11 protein-coding genes are annotated in these 16003 nt (G+C 71.9%); 2 read left to right on the forward strand and 9 right to left on the reverse strand.

Annotated features, from left to right (window positions below; all coding sequences use genetic code 11):
* Positions 1-98 precede the first annotated feature (98 nt).
* Positions 99-1634 (forward strand): alpha/beta hydrolase, encoded by a 1536-nt coding sequence (locus tag ABZ851_RS04300; protein ID WP_361121947.1) that lies wholly within the window; start codon positions 99-101, stop codon positions 1632-1634.
* 113 nt (positions 1635-1747) lie between these two features.
* Here ABZ851_RS04300 and ABZ851_RS04305 read toward each other — a convergent pair whose 3' ends face one another.
* From ABZ851_RS04305 to ABZ851_RS04325, 5 genes are all read right to left on the reverse strand, one after another.
* Positions 1748-1975 carry a DUF6458 family protein gene (locus tag ABZ851_RS04305; protein ID WP_336048824.1) on the reverse strand — a complete coding sequence of 76 codons (228 nt, stop codon included), beginning with the start codon at positions 1973-1975 and terminating at the stop codon, positions 1748-1750.
* Between the two features lie 120 nt (positions 1976-2095).
* On the reverse strand, positions 2096-3106 hold the full coding sequence (locus tag ABZ851_RS04310) for a Ku protein (protein WP_361123689.1): 1011 nt from the start codon (positions 3104-3106) through the stop codon (positions 2096-2098).
* Between the two features lie 143 nt (positions 3107-3249).
* On the reverse strand, positions 3250-4641 hold the full coding sequence (locus ABZ851_RS04315) for a DUF2252 domain-containing protein (RefSeq protein ID WP_361121950.1): 1392 nt from the start codon (positions 4639-4641) through the stop codon (positions 3250-3252).
* 28 nt (positions 4642-4669) lie between these two features.
* Positions 4670-5068, reverse strand: coding sequence for a hypothetical protein (locus tag ABZ851_RS04320; protein WP_361121953.1), 399 nt, complete (start codon positions 5066-5068; stop codon positions 4670-4672).
* Between the two features lie 98 nt (positions 5069-5166).
* Positions 5167-6006, reverse strand: a complete 840-nt coding sequence (locus ABZ851_RS04325) for a hypothetical protein (protein ID WP_361121956.1) — start codon at positions 6004-6006, stop codon at positions 5167-5169.
* 606 nt (positions 6007-6612) lie between these two features.
* On the opposite strand from ABZ851_RS04325, the gene ligD reads away from it, so the two are divergent.
* On the forward strand, positions 6613-7575 hold the full coding sequence (gene ligD, locus ABZ851_RS04330; RefSeq protein ID WP_361121959.1) for a non-homologous end-joining DNA ligase: 963 nt from the start codon (positions 6613-6615) through the stop codon (positions 7573-7575).
* A 72-nt stretch (positions 7576-7647) separates the two neighbouring features.
* Here ligD and ABZ851_RS04335 read toward each other — a convergent pair whose 3' ends face one another.
* The 4 genes from ABZ851_RS04335 to ABZ851_RS04350 form a co-directional block, all read right to left on the reverse strand.
* Positions 7648-8787, reverse strand: coding sequence for a cation diffusion facilitator family transporter (locus tag ABZ851_RS04335; protein ID WP_361121962.1), 1140 nt, complete (start codon positions 8785-8787; stop codon positions 7648-7650).
* 27 nt (positions 8788-8814) lie between these two features.
* Complete coding sequence (locus ABZ851_RS04340) at positions 8815-11229, reverse strand: phosphoketolase family protein (protein WP_361121965.1); 2415 nt, start codon at positions 11227-11229, stop codon at positions 8815-8817.
* A 42-nt stretch (positions 11230-11271) separates the two neighbouring features.
* Complete coding sequence (locus ABZ851_RS04345) at positions 11272-11466, reverse strand: hypothetical protein (RefSeq protein ID WP_361121968.1); 195 nt, start codon at positions 11464-11466, stop codon at positions 11272-11274.
* Between the two features lie 162 nt (positions 11467-11628).
* The gene (locus ABZ851_RS04350) at positions 11629-15915 is read right to left on the reverse strand and encodes a bifunctional nitrate reductase/sulfite reductase flavoprotein subunit alpha (RefSeq protein ID WP_361121971.1); all 4287 of its coding nucleotides are present in this window, start codon (positions 15913-15915) and stop codon (positions 11629-11631) included.
* Between the last annotated feature and the right edge of the window lie 88 nt (positions 15916-16003).

A 16003-nucleotide genomic window follows, 5' to 3' on the forward strand; every position in this document is an offset into this window, starting at 1 on the left:
GGCAACCGACCTACGCTCGGACTATGCCGGGAACATGCCGTGCGCCGTCTCGTATGGGAGTAGGGGGAGCGCGGCGTGTTCGCCGGCGCCGGGCTTCGGTGCGTCTGCCGGCGGTGGCCGCGGTGGCGGCGCTGCTCGCCGGGTTCGCGGGAACCCCGGCCGCCGCGGCAGCCGATGATCCGGACCTGACGTCCTTCTACCAGCAGAAACTGTCCTGGGCACCCTGCGGCAAAGAGCTGCAGAACGGTGCGCGGGGCGACGGCACCGGTCAGCCGCCCGGTTTCCGCAAGCGGCTGGAGTGCGCCCGGCTGAAGGTCCCACAGGACTACCGCAACCCCGGACGGAACACGATGCAGGTCCAGCTGATCCGGCTGACGGCGACCGGGCCCGGCAAACGGATCGGCTCCCTGGTGCTCAACCCCGGTGGACCGGGTGCTTCCGGCGTCAACTACCTGACCGACAGCGGGAGCGCCTTCGCCCGGCTGGGGCAGCGCTATGACCTCGTGAGCTTCGATCCGCGCGGCACCGGCCATACCGACCCGGTCTCCTGCGGCAGCAAGCTCGCGCCACCCGGCAAGGGCGCCGACGACAGCCTCGCCGCGAAGGAGAAGCGCATCAACGAGGCCTGCGGCCGCTACTCCGGTGGGCTGCTGCGGTGGGTCGGCACCCCTGATGTCGCCCGGGACATGGACGTCCTGCGCGCCGCGGTCCGCGACGACAAGCTCAACTACCTGGGGTTCTCGTACGGCACCAGGCTCGGGGCGGTCTACGCCCACGAGTTCCCGCACAAGGTCGGCCGGATGGTCCTGGACAGCGTCGAGGACCCGACCAAGAACCAGTGGCAGACCGCGCTGTCCCAGGCCCGGGGGTTCCAGCGGGCGCTGGACGACTTCGCCGCCGACTGCGTCCACCGGCCGGACTGCGCACTGGGTACCGATGAGCACCAGGCACAGGTTCAACTGCGCGCGTGGTACCGGGAGTTGAGCGAGCAGCCGATGAAGGCGAAGGGGGAGACGGTGGATGAGACCACCTATGTGTACGCCTTGCGTGAGGCCCTGTACAGCAGGAGCGACTGGCCGGCGCTGCGGCAGGCCCTGTCGCAGCTGCGGACCGGGGACGCCTCGGGGATCCTCCGCCTGAGTGACGCGGGGGGCAGCAGCGCCGCCCGTGCCCCCGGCGTCCCGGCACGGCGGATCGGCCGGGACGACCTGCCGTCACAGGACCAGCTGGCCCTGCGGGCGATCTCCTGCCGGGACACCTCGGAACGCTACGGCGAACGCGATTACCCCCGGGCGGAGCGCGAACTCACCAAGGCCTCCCCGCTCTTCGGCCCGGACATCGCCCCGACCCTGCTGGACTGCTACTCCTGGCCCGTTGCGGGCGACGACGCCGCCCGGGACGTCGCGGCGCCCGACGCGCCGCCGATTCTGCTCGTCGCGACCACCAACGATCCGGCGACCCCCTACCAGGGTGCCTTCAACATGGCCCGTGAGCTGGGCAACTCCAGCACGGTGCTGACCTTCCGCGGGGAGGGGCACGCCGCCTACACCACCGGCGACCCCTGCGTGCAACGCCATGTGGACGACTTCCTGCTGGACGGCACGCTGCCGAAGGGGAAGATCTCCTGCGGCTGAGGGCCGTACCGGTGAAGGGCCGTACCGGTGAAGGGCTGTACCGCTGAAGGGCCGTACCGGTGTGTACCGGTGACGGAGCGTACCGGCGGCGGTGAAGCGACCTCCGTCAGCCGCTACCTGTAGTAGCGGTTGTCCTCGACGTCGACGACGGGCGCACCGGGGGACGGCGGCTGGGTACGCCGCCGCTTCAGGATGGTCACATACGTGGCGATGCCGATGATGCCGACGATCATCATGATGATCCCCACCAGGTCGACGTTGATTCCCGCTATGTGCCAGTCCACCGCGAACGTGAGGATGGCCCCCACCGCGAGCAAACCGATGCACCCGCCGATACCCATGGCGTCAGCCTCCCTAACTGTCCGGCCGGTAATGCCTGTTGAGGGAGCGCGTACCCCGGGCCGGGCGCCTTATGTGCGCTGCGGGGCGGGGCGGCCGGTGGTCCGCTCCGCGCGCGGGGATCAGCCGGCCCGCCGCCCGCCCCCGCTCGCGCTCTTCTTCGCGGGGGCCGCCTTCTTGGCAGGGGCCTTCTTGGCGGCGGTCTTGGTGGCGGCGGACTTCTTCGCCGCTGTCTTCTTCGCTGCCGTCTTCTGCGCCGCTGCCTTCTTCGTCGTGGCCTTCTTCGTGGTGCGGCCCGAACCGGCGCGTCCGCCCGACGAGCCCCCGGCACCCTCGTCCTCGTCCTCGCCTCGGGATCTCCTGGCCGCGCGGACGCTGTCCTGGAGGGCCGCCATCAGGTCCATCACCTGCCCGGCCGGCGGCTCCTCGCCGGCTGGGAACTCCGGTTCGCGGTGCGCCAGCTTCGCCGCCACGATCTCTTCGAGCGCTTCACGGTAGTGATCGTGCACATCGTCCTCCGACAGCTCGCCGAAGGAATCCATCAGCGTCTCGGCGGCCGCCACCTCGGCCGGGGCGACCTCCGCCTGCCGCTCGGGCAGCACCCCGTCCAGTGAGCGGATCTGGTGCGGCCACAGCAGCACCTGCATGACCAGCGCGCCCTCCACCGGACGGATCATGGCCAGCGTCTCCCGCCCGTGCAGGGCGATCTTGCCGAGCCCGACGCGCTGATGCCGCTCCATCGCCTCGCGCAGCAGGGCGTAGGGCTTGGCCGCGGCGGGGCTGTCGATACCCAGGTAGTACCCCTTGCCCATCTGCAGCGGGTCGATGTCACCGCCGGCGACGAAGGCCAGGATCGTCAGCGTCTTCGCGGTCGGCAGCGGCAGGGCGTCCAGATCGTCGTCGCTCAGCGGTACGACGGTGTCGCCGCCCTCGGGCTTGTAGCCCCGGCCGATCTCGTCCGGGGTGACCTCGACGCCTTCCAGCGAGCAGACGGGCTGATTGCGCACCCGGCCGCCGTCCGCCGTATGGAGGCGCACGAAGCTGACCGACGTGGAGCTGTCCGTGGCGTTGTACGCGGCGACCGGGATCGTGACCAGGCCGAAGCTGATGGAGAACTTCGCCGTGGGGCGCATGGGGGCCGCCTTCATCGGAGCCATTCGGCACCATGCTAGGCGGGGCGGACGAAGGGTACATCCCGGGTATATCCGGATGCGCCCATCCGGTGGCGGCCCGCTCCGTCCCCCGGCCCCTCCGCGCCCGGCTGCCTCTCACCCGCTCAGGCGGACGCGGCCGCGACCCGCCCGCTCCGGACCGCCTCCCCGAGCGCCTGGTGATCGAGTTCATTGCGGTCCGCGTAGCGCTCCGCGAACCGCGCCAGCGCCTCCTCGAAGACCGTGCCGCTGCCGAGATAGGCACCGATCGCGATCCGGTCGCCGGACCGGGCGTGCGCGCGGGCCAGGGTGGCCCCGCAGCGTACGGCGAACCGCCGCATACCTCTCGGCACCATCGCATCCGTCGGCATGATGCCCTTCCAGTCACGCAACTGGCGTACGTAGAAGTCTCGTTGGCTCCCCTCGATGCCGGTGGTCCGCGCCCAGCCGAGGAAGATGTCGCCGGCGGCCTGCATCAGCCGCTGGCCGGCCGCCACGCGTTCGCCCTGATGGGAGTAGACGCTCGGCCCGGCGTAGGCGGCGAGGACGGAATCGTCGGCCTCCTTCGCCTGCAGCAGCAGCGGGTCGTCCGTGTCCTTGCCGAGCAGCAGCACGATCCAGCAACGGGTGCCCACGCTGCCGACACCGACGACCTTGCGCGCCACGTCGACGACCCGGTACTGCTCCAGCAGCCGCCGGTGATCCGAACGCAGCGTGCGGCCGTAGTCCTGGACCAGCCCGTGGATCTGGTCCGTCAGCTGGTCGCGTTCGGTATCCGGCAGCAGATCGTCCAGCGGCACGATCAGCGGCGGATCGGCGGCGATCCGCACCTGGCCGCCGCTCCTCCGGGTCAGCTTGCGATAGGCCTGCACGGTGTCGTGCGTACGGGCCTCCGCGATGGTGCGGGCCAGCCCCGCCGGGCCTCTGCTGCTCAGCTCATGCGCTTCCTCGGCCTCCACCTCGGCCATATCGGCATGGGCGTACCAGACCTCCAGGGTGCGCATCTCCGCGTAGCGGCGCAGCTGTTCGCGGTAGGACGCGCCGGCGGCCCGGACGATGTCGTTCCGTACCTTCTCGGGGAAGCCGTTCCCGCGTCCCGCGATGGCGAAGCTGGCCGCCAGCCGTTTGACGTCCCACTCCCACGGACCGGGCAGGGTCTCGTCGAAGTCGTTGAGGTCGAACATCAGATGGCGTTCGGGGGAGGCCAGCAGCCGGAAATTCAGCAGATGGGCGTCCCCGCAGAGCTGGGTCCGCAGCCCCGTGGACGGCGTCGTGGCCAGGTCCGCCGCCATGATGGCGGCGGCGCCGCGGTAGAAGCGGAAGGGCGACTCCAGCATCCGTCCGTAGCGCAGGGGCACCAACTCCGGTAGCCGCAGGGCCGACTGCCGTTCGATGATGTCCACCGGATCGGCACGGGAGGCCGGGGGGCTGAACTCCGCATGACACGAGCGGGGCACTTCGGAGCGAAGTGCCCTGCCCTGTTCCGCGCGTTCCTGCGGGGTGGGTACGGAGGCCATGGCCGGGGCCGGATTGCGGTGGTTCAGGTCACCGGACGGCCGCGGCCTGATGGTTGTCCGTGCACAGCGCCCAGATGATGAAGATGTTGATGGCGACCAGCACGATGGCCCAGAACGGGTAGTGGGGGATCCACAGGAAGTTCGCCAGCGCGCCGAGGCCCGCCAGGATGACACCGATCACCCGCGCCCACATCGCCCCGGTGGCGAGCAGTGCGACACCCGCGAGGAGGATGACGATGCCGAGGATGAGGTGGATCCAGCCCCAGCCCGTGAGGCTGAAGGAGAACACGTAGTTCCGCGTGGTGACGAAGAGGTGGTCCTGCGCGATGGCGGAGATGCCCTCCAGGAAGGCCATGGCGCCACCGAAGATCATCAGTACTGCGGCGAACGCTGTCCATCCGCTCACGCTGTGCTTCTGCGTGGCCATGGGTCACTCCTCACTTGAGAAACCTGGCCGTCCGAAACGGACCTGCCGACCGTCGATACAGCAAATACACGTTTACACAGGTGCCGGTCAGCCGCATGTCAGGGGCGTTCGAAGGCCTGGAGCGCCCCGGCCACCGCAAAGCACAGCGCTCCCGTGAGGGTCCCCCAATTGGCGACACCGACGCTGACCAGGCTGTCGGTCTCCGGCCGGGTGAATGCGGCCACCGCGGACACCATGAAGAGCACGGAGCCGAGCTGATTGACCGCGACGATCCACCAGCCGAGGCTGCGCCGGTGGAGGCACACAAGGCGATGGCAGACCTCGACGACCGCCAGCTGCCCGGAGATCAGGAACAGCAGGCAGCCGATCATGTCGGGCGCCCAGACCAGCCGGTTCATCTGCTGGGCCGTGAGCCCCTGCAGAAACGAATCCAGCAGATTGATGCCGAACACCAGCGTCCCGGCGAACAGCAGGAAGGTGGTCAGCCAGTCGATCCGGCCCGGTTCGTAGCTCCACCAGCGGAAACGGTGCGTGGTCAGCGCGCCCGCCGTACTCTCCCGGCGCGGCGCGTTGATGGCCTGGACGAGTGAGGCATAGCCGCCGAGGGTGAAGAACGCGCCACCGACGAAGTAGATCGTGGCGGTCACGGTCGGCCGCTCGGAACTGAACTGGGCGAGCGCCGCACCGAGGGCGAACAGCGCCCCGCCGAGAAGGAAGGAGACCGCGGTGATGTTGTTGAGCCTGCGCAGCCGGACCAGTGCCGGGGCGTCGGCGCGCCGCGCACCGGTGCGAGTGGCCCCGGCGGGCCGCACCGCGAGCGTCCCGCGCTTGCGGGCCGCCCGCGACTCCCAGATGGCGGTGTCGCCTCCCGCGAGGCGCCAGGTCAGCCGGGTGGTGAACGGTCCCGCGCCTTCGGCGCGCTCCTCGAAATGGCCCACCTGCCGAGCCTAACGATCCCGTACGGGAATGCCGGTAGCTCCTCGTCAGGTCTTCGTGCCGGTGCCCGGGGCGGGAACCGGACCGGGCGCGGGGCCCGGCTCCGGTCCCGGTGTCGGCGGCGCGGGGTGCGGCGGGACCGGGTCCGGTTCGGGCTCCGGTACCGGCGGGGGCACCGGGTCGGGCCCCGGGGCGGGGACGGGGCCGGGCGCGGGGCCCGGCGTGGGTCCTGGCGGCCCCGGCCCCGGTCCCGGTGTGGGCGGTACCGGGTCCGGATGGCCGGGCCCTGGCGGTCCTGGTGGCTGTCGCACCGTCATGTGCTCCTCACGCGTCGCTCCTCGGCGGACGGGCGCCGCACGCTCGCTCCGCGCGGCATGCTGCTCTCCTTGCCGGTCCTGCGCCGACCATGCGAAGCCGACCACGCGAAGCGCTTCCCACGGACGCGACCACGCGAAGCGCTCCCCACGGGCCCGGCTGCCCGGCGTACGTCCCCACTCTGCGACGGCGGAGGGCGCTCGGCGAGACGAGAAGCGAACGGGCGCAGCGCCGTGTACCCCGTCACCCGGACGCGCGAGCGTACGACGGCCGGGAGCGGGTAACCCCGCCGCATGAACGCCACGGACTCCGGCACGCACGCGGACCCGGCCGAGGAAACGGCCACGGACACGGACACGGTGCGTGCGGGCAAGCGCACGGTGGAGATCCACCGTGCGGACAAGGTGCTGTTCCCTGACGACGGTCTGACCAAGGCCGATGTCGTCGGCTACTACCGCCGGGTGGCCGCCTCGATGCTCCCGCAGCTGCGGGGGCGGCCGCTGATGCTGGAGCGGCTTCCGGAGGGCCTGGGCGGCCCGCAGTTCATGCAGAAGGACACCCCGGACCACTACCCCGACTGGATCCGGCGGGCGCGGGTCGCCAAGGAGGGCGGCAGCGTCACCCATACCGTCTGCGACGACAAGGCGACCCTCCTCTTCCTCGCCGATCAGGCATGTCTCACCTTCCACCGCTGGCTGTCGCGAGCCGGCCGGCCCGGCCACCCGGACCGGCTGGTGTTCGACCTGGACCCGCCCGGCCCGGACTTCGAGGCCGTACGGGAGGCGGCCCGGCAGCTCTGCGCACTGCTCGATGAGCTCGGCTTGCCGTCCTTCCTGATGACCACCGGGTCGAAAGGACTGCATGTCACCGTCCCGCTGGACGGCACCGGTGACTTCGACGCGGTACGCGGCTTCGCCCAAGAGGTGGCGCAGGTGCTGGCAGCGCGTCATCCGGACCGGCTGACCACCGCCGTGCGCAAGAAGTCCCGCGGCGACCGGCTCTACCTCGATGTGCAGCGCAACGCCTATGCGCAGACGGCCGTCGCCCCGTGGTCGCTGCGGCCCCGGCCGGGCGCTCCGGTCGCCGCGCCGATCAGCCGGAAGCAGCTCGATGACCCCCGACTCACGGCGCAGAGCTGGTCGTTGAGGGATGTCGCCGGCGTTCTGGAGCAGGCGGGGTCGCGGCCGTGGGCCGGGGTGCCGGCCCGTGGGCGTTCGCTGCATCCGGCACGGAGGCGGCTGAACGCCTTGCGGTGAGGGGTGGGGTGGGGCGGGTGGTGAGCGGGCCCGGAGCGCCGGGCCGCGCACCGGGCGGTGGCCCCGTACGCCTCACCCCTCCCGCGCCGCCCCGTCTGGCCCGAACCCGCTGTCCTGCCCGGGCCCGAACTCGCTGTCCTGCCCCGGCCCGCCGTCCTGCCCGGGCTCGCCGTCCACCGCCCGGTCCAGCCGCCGCCGCTCCTGCCGGGCGCGTTCCCGGTCCCCCGACGAGGCGTCCGTGACGTCCAGGAAGACCTGGTCGGCGAGCGGCCACTTCTCCCGGATGGTCCTCTTCAGCCGTACCAGGACCTCCTCGACCTCCTCGCTGTCCAGCCCGCCGACGAGATCGACACGGGCCGCGACCAGCGTCGACCGGGTCCCCATCCGCATCGACAGCAGAGTGGCCACGGTGTCGATCTCCGGCTGCTCCGCCAGGAACGTCACTAGGGCCCGGCGCAGGGCCGGGTCGGCGGCCTCACCGATGATCTGGCCGCGTGATTCCTTCGCGAGCTGGTAGGCGACGAACACCAGCAGCGCACCGATGAGCACGGACGCCCAGGCCTCCCACCGGACGTCGCCCGTGATCATGTGCAGTCCCAGGCCGGCCATGGCGAGCACCACGCCGAAACAGGCTGTCGAGTCCTCGGCCAGCACCGTCCGCAACGCGGGGTCGTCGGCCGAGCGGATCGCCTCCCGGATGCTCCGGCCGGTCTGCCGTGCTTGTCCGGCCACCTGGAGCAGGGCGCGGACCAGGGAGGAGCCCTCGGCGACCAGCGCGACCGCCAGCACGACGAGGCCCACGACATAGCCCGTATGGCTCTCCGAGCTGCCCGAGCGCAGTGCCTCGATGCCCTGGAAGACGGAGAAGCAGCCGCCCATGACGAAGATGCCGACGGCGGCGAGCAGGGACCAGAAGTACCGCTCCTTCCCGTAGCCGAAGGGGTGTTTGCTGTCGGGCGCGCGCGTGCTGCGCTTGAGTGAGGCCAGCAGAAAGATCTCGTTGAGGCTGTCGGCCACCGAGTGGGCGGCCTCGGAGAGCAGCGCGGGCGAGCCCGCGAACAGCCCGCCGAGCAGCTTGGCGAGGGCGATCACCAGATTGGCGCCGAGCGCCACGAAAACGGTGACCGCGGTCCGGCCGTCCTCCCGGTCCTTGCCCTCCTCCTGGTCCGGTCGGCCGGTGGAGTGATGCGCGCTCTCAGCGTGCCGGGACAAGCGGGACCTCCCCGTCGTCGGTTGCCGTCAGTCCGCCCAGGTCCAGTCGGCGACCTCCGGCAGATCGGTGCCGTATTCCCGGATCCAGGCGTGGTGGCGGGTACGGACGTCCGCCATCGCCTGCCGCAGCGCGACGGCGCGCACCCCGAGGCCCGGGACCCGGTCGATCACATCCATCACCAGCCGGTACCGGTCGAGGTCGTTGCGCACGACCATGTCGAAGGGCGTGGTCGTGGTGCCCTCCTCCCGATAGCCGCGGACGTGCAGGTTCGCATGGCCGGCGCGGCGGTAGCAGAGCCGGTGGATCAGCCACGGGTAGCCGTGGTAGGCGAAGATGACCGGCTTGTCGCGGGTGAACAGGGCGTCGTACTCGGGGTCGGGCATGCCGTGCGGGTGCTCTCCGGACGGCAGCAGCCGGGCCATGTCGACGACATTGACCACCCGCACCGTCAGCTCCGGCAGCTGCCGGCGCAGCAGGGAGGCTGCCGCCAGGGTCTCCTGCGTGGGCACGTCCCCGGCACAGGCCAGCACCACATCGGGCTCGCCGCTGCCGTCCTCGGTGCCCGCCCATTCCCAGGCGCCGGCGCCGCGCGCGCAGTGGGCGCGGGCCTCGTCCAGGCTGAGCCAGTCGAAGCCCGGCTGTTTGCCGGCCACGACCACATTGACGTAGTCGCGGCTGCGCAGCGCATGATCGGCCACCGCCAGCAGGGTGTTGGCGTCCGGTGGCAGATAGACCCGTACCACCTCCGGGCTCTTGTTGAGGATGTGGTCGACGAAGCCGGGGTCCTGGTGCGAGAAGCCATTGTGGTCCTGCCGCCAGACGTGGGAGGTCAGCAGGTAGTTCAGGGAGGCGATGGGACGCCGCCAGGGCAGCCGGCGCGCGGTCCGCAGCCATTTGATGTGCTGGTTGACCATGGAGTCGACGATGTGCGCGAACGCCTCGTAGCTGGAGAAGAGCCCGTGCCGGCCGGTGAGCAGATAGCCCTCCAGCCAGCCCTGGCACAGATGCTCGGAGAGCACCTCCATGACCCGGCCGTCGTGCGCAAGGTGCTCGTCGGTGTCGAGCGTGGTGCCCTGCCAGGCCTTGCCGGTGGTGTCGTAGAGCGCTTCCAGGCGGTTCGACGCGGTCTCGTCGGGGCCCACGACACGGAAATCGCGGCGCGCGGCGGTGGCCTCCATGACCGCTGCCAGCAGCCCGCCCAGCACCCGGGTCGGCTCGTGCAGGGTGCTGCCGCGCTTGCCGACCTCCACCGCATACCGCTCCAGCGGCGGGACGGGCAGATCGCGCAGCAGCAGACCGCCGTTGGCATGCGGTGAGGCGCCCAGCCGGCGCGACCCCTCGGGCACACAGGCGAGCACATCGGGCCGCGGCCGGCCCTCGTCGTCGAACAGCTCCCGCGGACGGTACGAACGCAGCCACTCCTCCAGCTGCCGCAGATGCCCCGCGTCGTCGCGTACGCCGGGCAGCGGTACCTGGTGGGCGCGCCAGGTCCCTTCGACGGGCTCCCCGTCGACCTCGTGCGGACCGGTCCAGCCCTTGGGCGTACGGAGCACGATCATGGGCCAGCGGGGGCGCTCCGTCACGCCTTCGGTGCGGGCCCGGCGCTGGATGACGGCGATCCGGTCCAGTGCGCCGTCCATGGCGGTGGCCAGCGCCTGATGGACCGTCGCCGGGTCGTCGCCGGCGACGTGGATCGGCTCGTGACCGTAGCCGCGCAGCAGGGCGTCCAGCTCGTCCCGCGGGATCCGGGCGAGCACCGCCGGGTTGGCGATCTTGTAGCCGTTGAGGTGCAGCACGGGCAGCACCGCGCCGTCGTGCACCGGGTCCAGGAACTTCGTGGCGTGCCAGGACGCCGCGAGCGGCCCGGTCTCCGCCTCGCCGTCACCGACCACACAGGCGACGAACAGCTCCGGGTTGTCGAACGCGGCGCCGTAGGCATGGGTGAGGGAGTAGCCCAGCTCACCGCCCTCATGGATCGATCCCGGAGTCTCCGGGGCGACATGGCTCGGCACCCCGCCGGGGAACGAGAACTGCCGGAAGAGCCGGGCCATCCCCTCGCCGTCCCGGGTGACATCGGGATAGGTCTCGGAGTACGTGCCGTCCAGCCAGGAGTTGGCCACCACGGCCGGACCGCCGTGCCCCGGCCCCCACACGCACAGGGCGTCCAGCTCACGGGCCTTGATGACGCGGTTGAGGTGGGTGTGCACCAGGTTCAGGCCGGGCGAGGTGCCCCAGTGGCCCAGCAGCCGCGGTTTGATGTGCTCGGGCCGCAGCGGGGCCGTCAGCAGCGGATTGGCCATCAGATAGATCTGTCCGGCGGACAGATAGTTGGCGGCCCGCCAGTGCGCGTCGAGACGGTGCAGCTCGGCGGCGTCGAGGGGCCCCGGCGCCGCCGGTTCCCCGCTCGTCCCCGCCCCTGCCGAGTTCTCCGTACCGTGCATGCTCATCTCCCTGTGGTGGCGTGCAATCGGTGCCGTACCCGTTCAGTCGGGCGGCTCGGGCGCCGGGTGGTCGCCCGGCTCCGCGCCGGGTGGCTCCTCCGGTTCCTGGCCGGGCTCCTCCGGTTCCGGCTCGGCCGGCACCGGGTCGTGCGGCACCGGGTGCGGGTCACTCGGCACGGGCCCCGGCCCCTTGGGCGTCGGCTCGGTGGTCATGGCATGGACGGTCGTCAAGGTCATGGAGTTCTCCTTCCTCCCCATCGTCCGTCCAATGCCTCCGGTCGGCCCGTTCAGGAAATCCCCCGGGTGCATTCGGGAAACGCCCGGTTCACGCGATGAGGCAGTGGTTCCTGCAGTTGCCGACGGCGAAGGCGTGCGCCCCGGGCCCGGACGGCCCCTCCCTCAGTACACGTCGCGGACATAGCGCTTCTCGGCCGCGAGCTGCTTGACGTAGCCGGCCGCCGCCTCCTGGGCCAGGCCGCCGTGCGCGACGGCGATGTCGCGCAGCGCACGGTCGACGTCCTTGGCCATCCGGGACGCATCGCCGCACACATAGAAATGGGCGCCGTCCTGGAGCCAGGACCACAGCTGGGCGCCGTGTTCGCGCATCCGGTCCTGGACGTAGACCTTGGCGCGCTGGTCGCGGGAGAAGGCGGTGTCCAGACGGGTGAGCAGCCCGTCATGGCGCAGCCGGCCCAGTGCCTCCTCGTGGTAGAAGTCCGTGGCCCGGCGCTGCTCGCCGAAGAAGAGCCAGTTGGGGGCGCGGTGGCCGCGGGCCCGCCGCTCGTCGAGGAAGCCGAGGAAGGGCGCGACGCCGGTGCCGGGGCCCACCATCACCATCGGGGTGGCCGGATCGGCCGGCGGCCGGAAGTGGGCGGCGCGCTGGACGAACACCGGCACCGGGCACCCGGGCTCGGCATCGGCCAGGAAGGTGGAGGCGACGCCCTTGCGCGGGCGGCCCTGACGGTTTTCGTAGCGGACCACGGAAACCGTCAGCCGGACCAGGGCGGGATCGGTCAGCGGGCTCGACGAGATGGAGTACAGCCGTGGCTGCAGGCGGGTGAGGACGTCCGCCCACTCGGCCGCACCGGCCCGCACCGGGTGTTCGGCGAGGACGTCGACGGCCTGCCGGCTCCAGGCCCACTGGGCCAGCTCGCCCTTGTTGTCCGGCCGCAGCAGCTTCTTCAGGACCCGGTCACCGGTGCGTTCGGCGATCAGCCGGAGGAGCCCGGGGGTGATCCGGGCGATGTCGAGATGGCGGTGCAGGGCTTCGCCCAGCGGCACCGTGCCGAGGCCCGCGAGGTCGACGGCGGCGGCGGGATCGAGGCCGGTGACGGCCAGCCACTCCGCGACGAGGTCCGGGCAGTTCCGCGGCAGCACGCCGAGCGCGTCGCCGGCCTCGTAGGCCAGGGGCGGGCCGTCGCCGTCGCGGGTGTCGAAGGTGAACTGCCGTACCTCCTTGGTGGCCCCGGGGCGGCTGAGCAGCTGATTGCCGACGAGGCGGACGGTGGCGGGCGCGGCCTTGGAGGGGCGGGCCGGGCCCGGGGCGGCGGGAGCCGGGGTGGCCGCGGGGGCGAGAGCCGCGGGGGCCCGGGCCGCCCCGGTGGTGCCGGTGTCCGCCTCTCCGCCCGCCCCTTCGCCCGGCTCCGTGCCGGACTCCAGGGCCGTGAGGACCTGGTCGAGCCACTGCCCCGCCGGCTGCTCGTAGTCCGGTTCGCAGTCCGTGCGCGGTGCCAGCCGCTCCGCGCCCAGCTCGGCGAGCCGGGCGTCGAGGCGGCGGCCGTGGCCGCAGAAGTCGTCGTACGAGGAGTCGCCCAGCGCGAGGACGGAGTAGCGCACACCGTCCAGCCGCGGGCTGTCCGGCGCGTTCAGGGTCTCCCAGAAGCCCGCCCCGTTGTCGGGTGCGTCGCCGTCGCCGAAGGTGCTGGTGACCAGGAGCAGGTCGGCGCCGCGGGGCAGGGTGGCCGGTGCGCTGTCGGCCATGCTCAGCAGCGTCGCCTCCCGCCCGCTGCCCTGCAGCCGCCGGGCCGTGTCGGCGGCGGCCTCTTCCGCGTTGCCGGTCTGCGAGGCCCACAGGACCAGGACCGTACGGGCGGGCGGGGCACCGGCCCCTTCCGCGGTGTCCGCCGGGCCCGCCGTCGCCGGCCGGGTGTCCGGTGCCCGCGAGAACATCCCGGCCAGCACGCCGTTGACCCAGAGCGCGCTCTCCGGTGCGAAGGGGGCGTGGGAGGGCAGGACGGGCGTGCCGGCGGTGGTGCCGGAGTCCAGCCCGGCGAGGAAGCCGGACAGGTAGCGGCGTTCGTGGTCGGCCAGTACCGGTGGGGCACTGCCGCCGAGCTGGAACACGTCGGCCAGCACCGCCACCGCCCCCTCGGTGCCGGAGCCCTGGCCCATGGAGGAGCCCCGGCCCGTGTCCGAGTCCCGTCCGGCACCGGCCGCGGGCGCGTCGTCCGTATGCGCCGTGCCCGCCCCTCCCGGCCCGTGCCCCGCCTCGCCCGCCACCTTGGCCAACGACACCGCGCATGCCTTGAACTCGGGCTGGAAGGAGACCGGGTCGACCGCGTCATGGGTGACCGCGTTGACGCTGAGGTATTCGCCGAACAGGTCGTTCCAGTGGAACGGGGCGAAGCAGTTCCCGGGCCGCACCCGGTCGGTCGGTACGGCGGGCAGCACCGCCCGGCCGCGCCGCGAGGCGACCTCGACGGGGTCACCCTCCGCGATGCCCAGCGCCCGGGCATCGTCCGGATGGAGCTCCACGAAGGGGCCGGGGTTGAGCTTGTTCAGCTTGGCGACCTTGCCGGTCTTGGTCAGGGTGTGCCACTGGTGCGGCAGCCGCCCGGTGTTCAGCACATACGGGAAGTCGTCGTCGGGCAGCTCGGCCGCCGGGAGGTGCGGACGGGCGAAGAAGGCGGCCCGGCCACTGGCGGTGGGGAAGGACAGCCGGGGGCGGGTGCCGTCCGGCCGCTCCCGGAGGGTCTGGCTGGTGCCGTCGTTGAGGTAGCGCACCGGGTTGCGGTCGGGGCCGTCGGCCGATGCGCTGGGCCACTGCACGGGGGTGTGCCGCAGCCGCTCATAGCTCACCCCGCGCAGGTCGTAGCCGGTGTGCGGGTTCCAGGCGCGGGTGATCTCCTCGAATATCTCCTCCGCGCTCTCGTACCCGAACGCGTCCTCGTAGCCCATCTCGCAGGCGATCCGGGCGATGATCCGCCAGTCCGGCCAGGCCTCGCCGGGAGGATCGGCGGCCTGCCGCACCAGCGTCAGATTGCGCTCCGAATTGACCATCACGCCCTCGGACTCGGCCCACATCGCGGCCGGCAGCACCACATCGGCGTACGCATGGGTCTCGGTCTCCGCGAAGACGTCCTGCGAGACGACGAACTCGGCCGCCTCCAGCCCCTCGATGACCGTCCGGCGGTTGGCGACCGAGGCGACGGGGTTGGTGCAGATGATCCAGCACGCCTTGATGTCCCCGTCCGCCATCCGCCGGAACATCTCGACGGTCCCCTGGCCCCCCTCGTCGGCCCGCAGCGTCCCCGCCTCCAGGCCCCACAGCTCTTCGACGAAGGCCCGGTCGCCGGGCACCAGCGTCGAGCGCTGGCCGGGCAGGCCCGGTCCCATGTAGCCCATCTCGCGGCCACCCATCGCATTGGGCTGGCCGGTGAGCGAGAAGGGGCCGCTGCCCGGGCGGCAGATCGCACCGGTCGCCAGATGCAGGTTGATCAGCGCGTTGGTGTTCCAGGTGCCGTGGGTGCTCTGGTTCAGGCCCATGGTCCAGCAGCTCATCCAGTCGCCCGCCGCGCCGATCCACTCGGCGGCCCGCCGGAGGTCCGCCTCCGGTATCCCGGTGATCTCCGAGACCACCGAGGGCGGATAGTCCCGCAGGAAGTCCTCCATCGCCTCCCAGCCCTCGGTGTGTTCGGCGATGAACTCCTGGTCGATGGTGCCGTTGTCGACCAGCAGATGCAGCAGTCCGTTGAGCAGCGCCAGGTCCGTACCGGGTGCGATCTGCAGGAACAGATCGGCCTTGGCGGCGGTGGCGGTGCGCCGGGGATCGACCACGATCAGTTTGGCGCCCGCCTTCACCCTCTCCCGCATCCGCAGGAAGAGGATCGGATGGCAGTCGGCCATGTTCGAGCCGATGACGAAGAAGACCTCGGCGTGCTCGAAGTCCTGGTACGAGCCGGGCGGGCCGTCCGCGCCCAGCGACAGCTTGTAACCGCTGCCCGCGCTCGCCATGCACAGCCGCGAGTTGGACTCGATGTGCCGGGTGCGGACGAAGCCCTTGGCGAGCTTGTTCGCCAGGTACTGCGCCTCCAGGGTCATCTGCCCGGAGACGTAGAGCGCGAGGGCGTCCGGGCCGTGTGCGTCGACGATCTCCCGCAGCCGCCCGGCGGTCCGCTTGATCGCGGTGTCCATCGCCTCGGCCGCCGGCTCGTCGCCGCGGTCCGCGCGCACCAGGGCACTCGACAGCCGCCCCGGCGCGGCGAGCAGTTCGGCGCTGGTCGCGCCCTTGGTGCACAGCCGCCCGCCGTTCGCCGGGTGGGCCTTGTCACCGGCCGCCTTGCGGACCGTCCGCCGCCCGTCCGGGCCCGTCGCCACGTCCAGCACGATCCCGCAGCCGACGCCGCAGTACGAGCATGCCGTCCGCACCTGCGTGATGCTCTCGGCCGGCGGTTCCGGTGCGGTCACGGGTGGTCCCCTTCGTGGTCGGATGCTCCGCCCACGGTAGGAATCGCCCGTTAACCGGGTGTCACGCCTGGTGATCACCCGTCGTTAC

The organism is Streptomyces sp. NPDC047049 (assembly GCF_040643995.1).
In the GTDB taxonomy this organism is placed as follows: Bacteria; Actinomycetota; Actinomycetes; order Streptomycetales; family Streptomycetaceae; genus Streptomyces; species Streptomyces mooreae.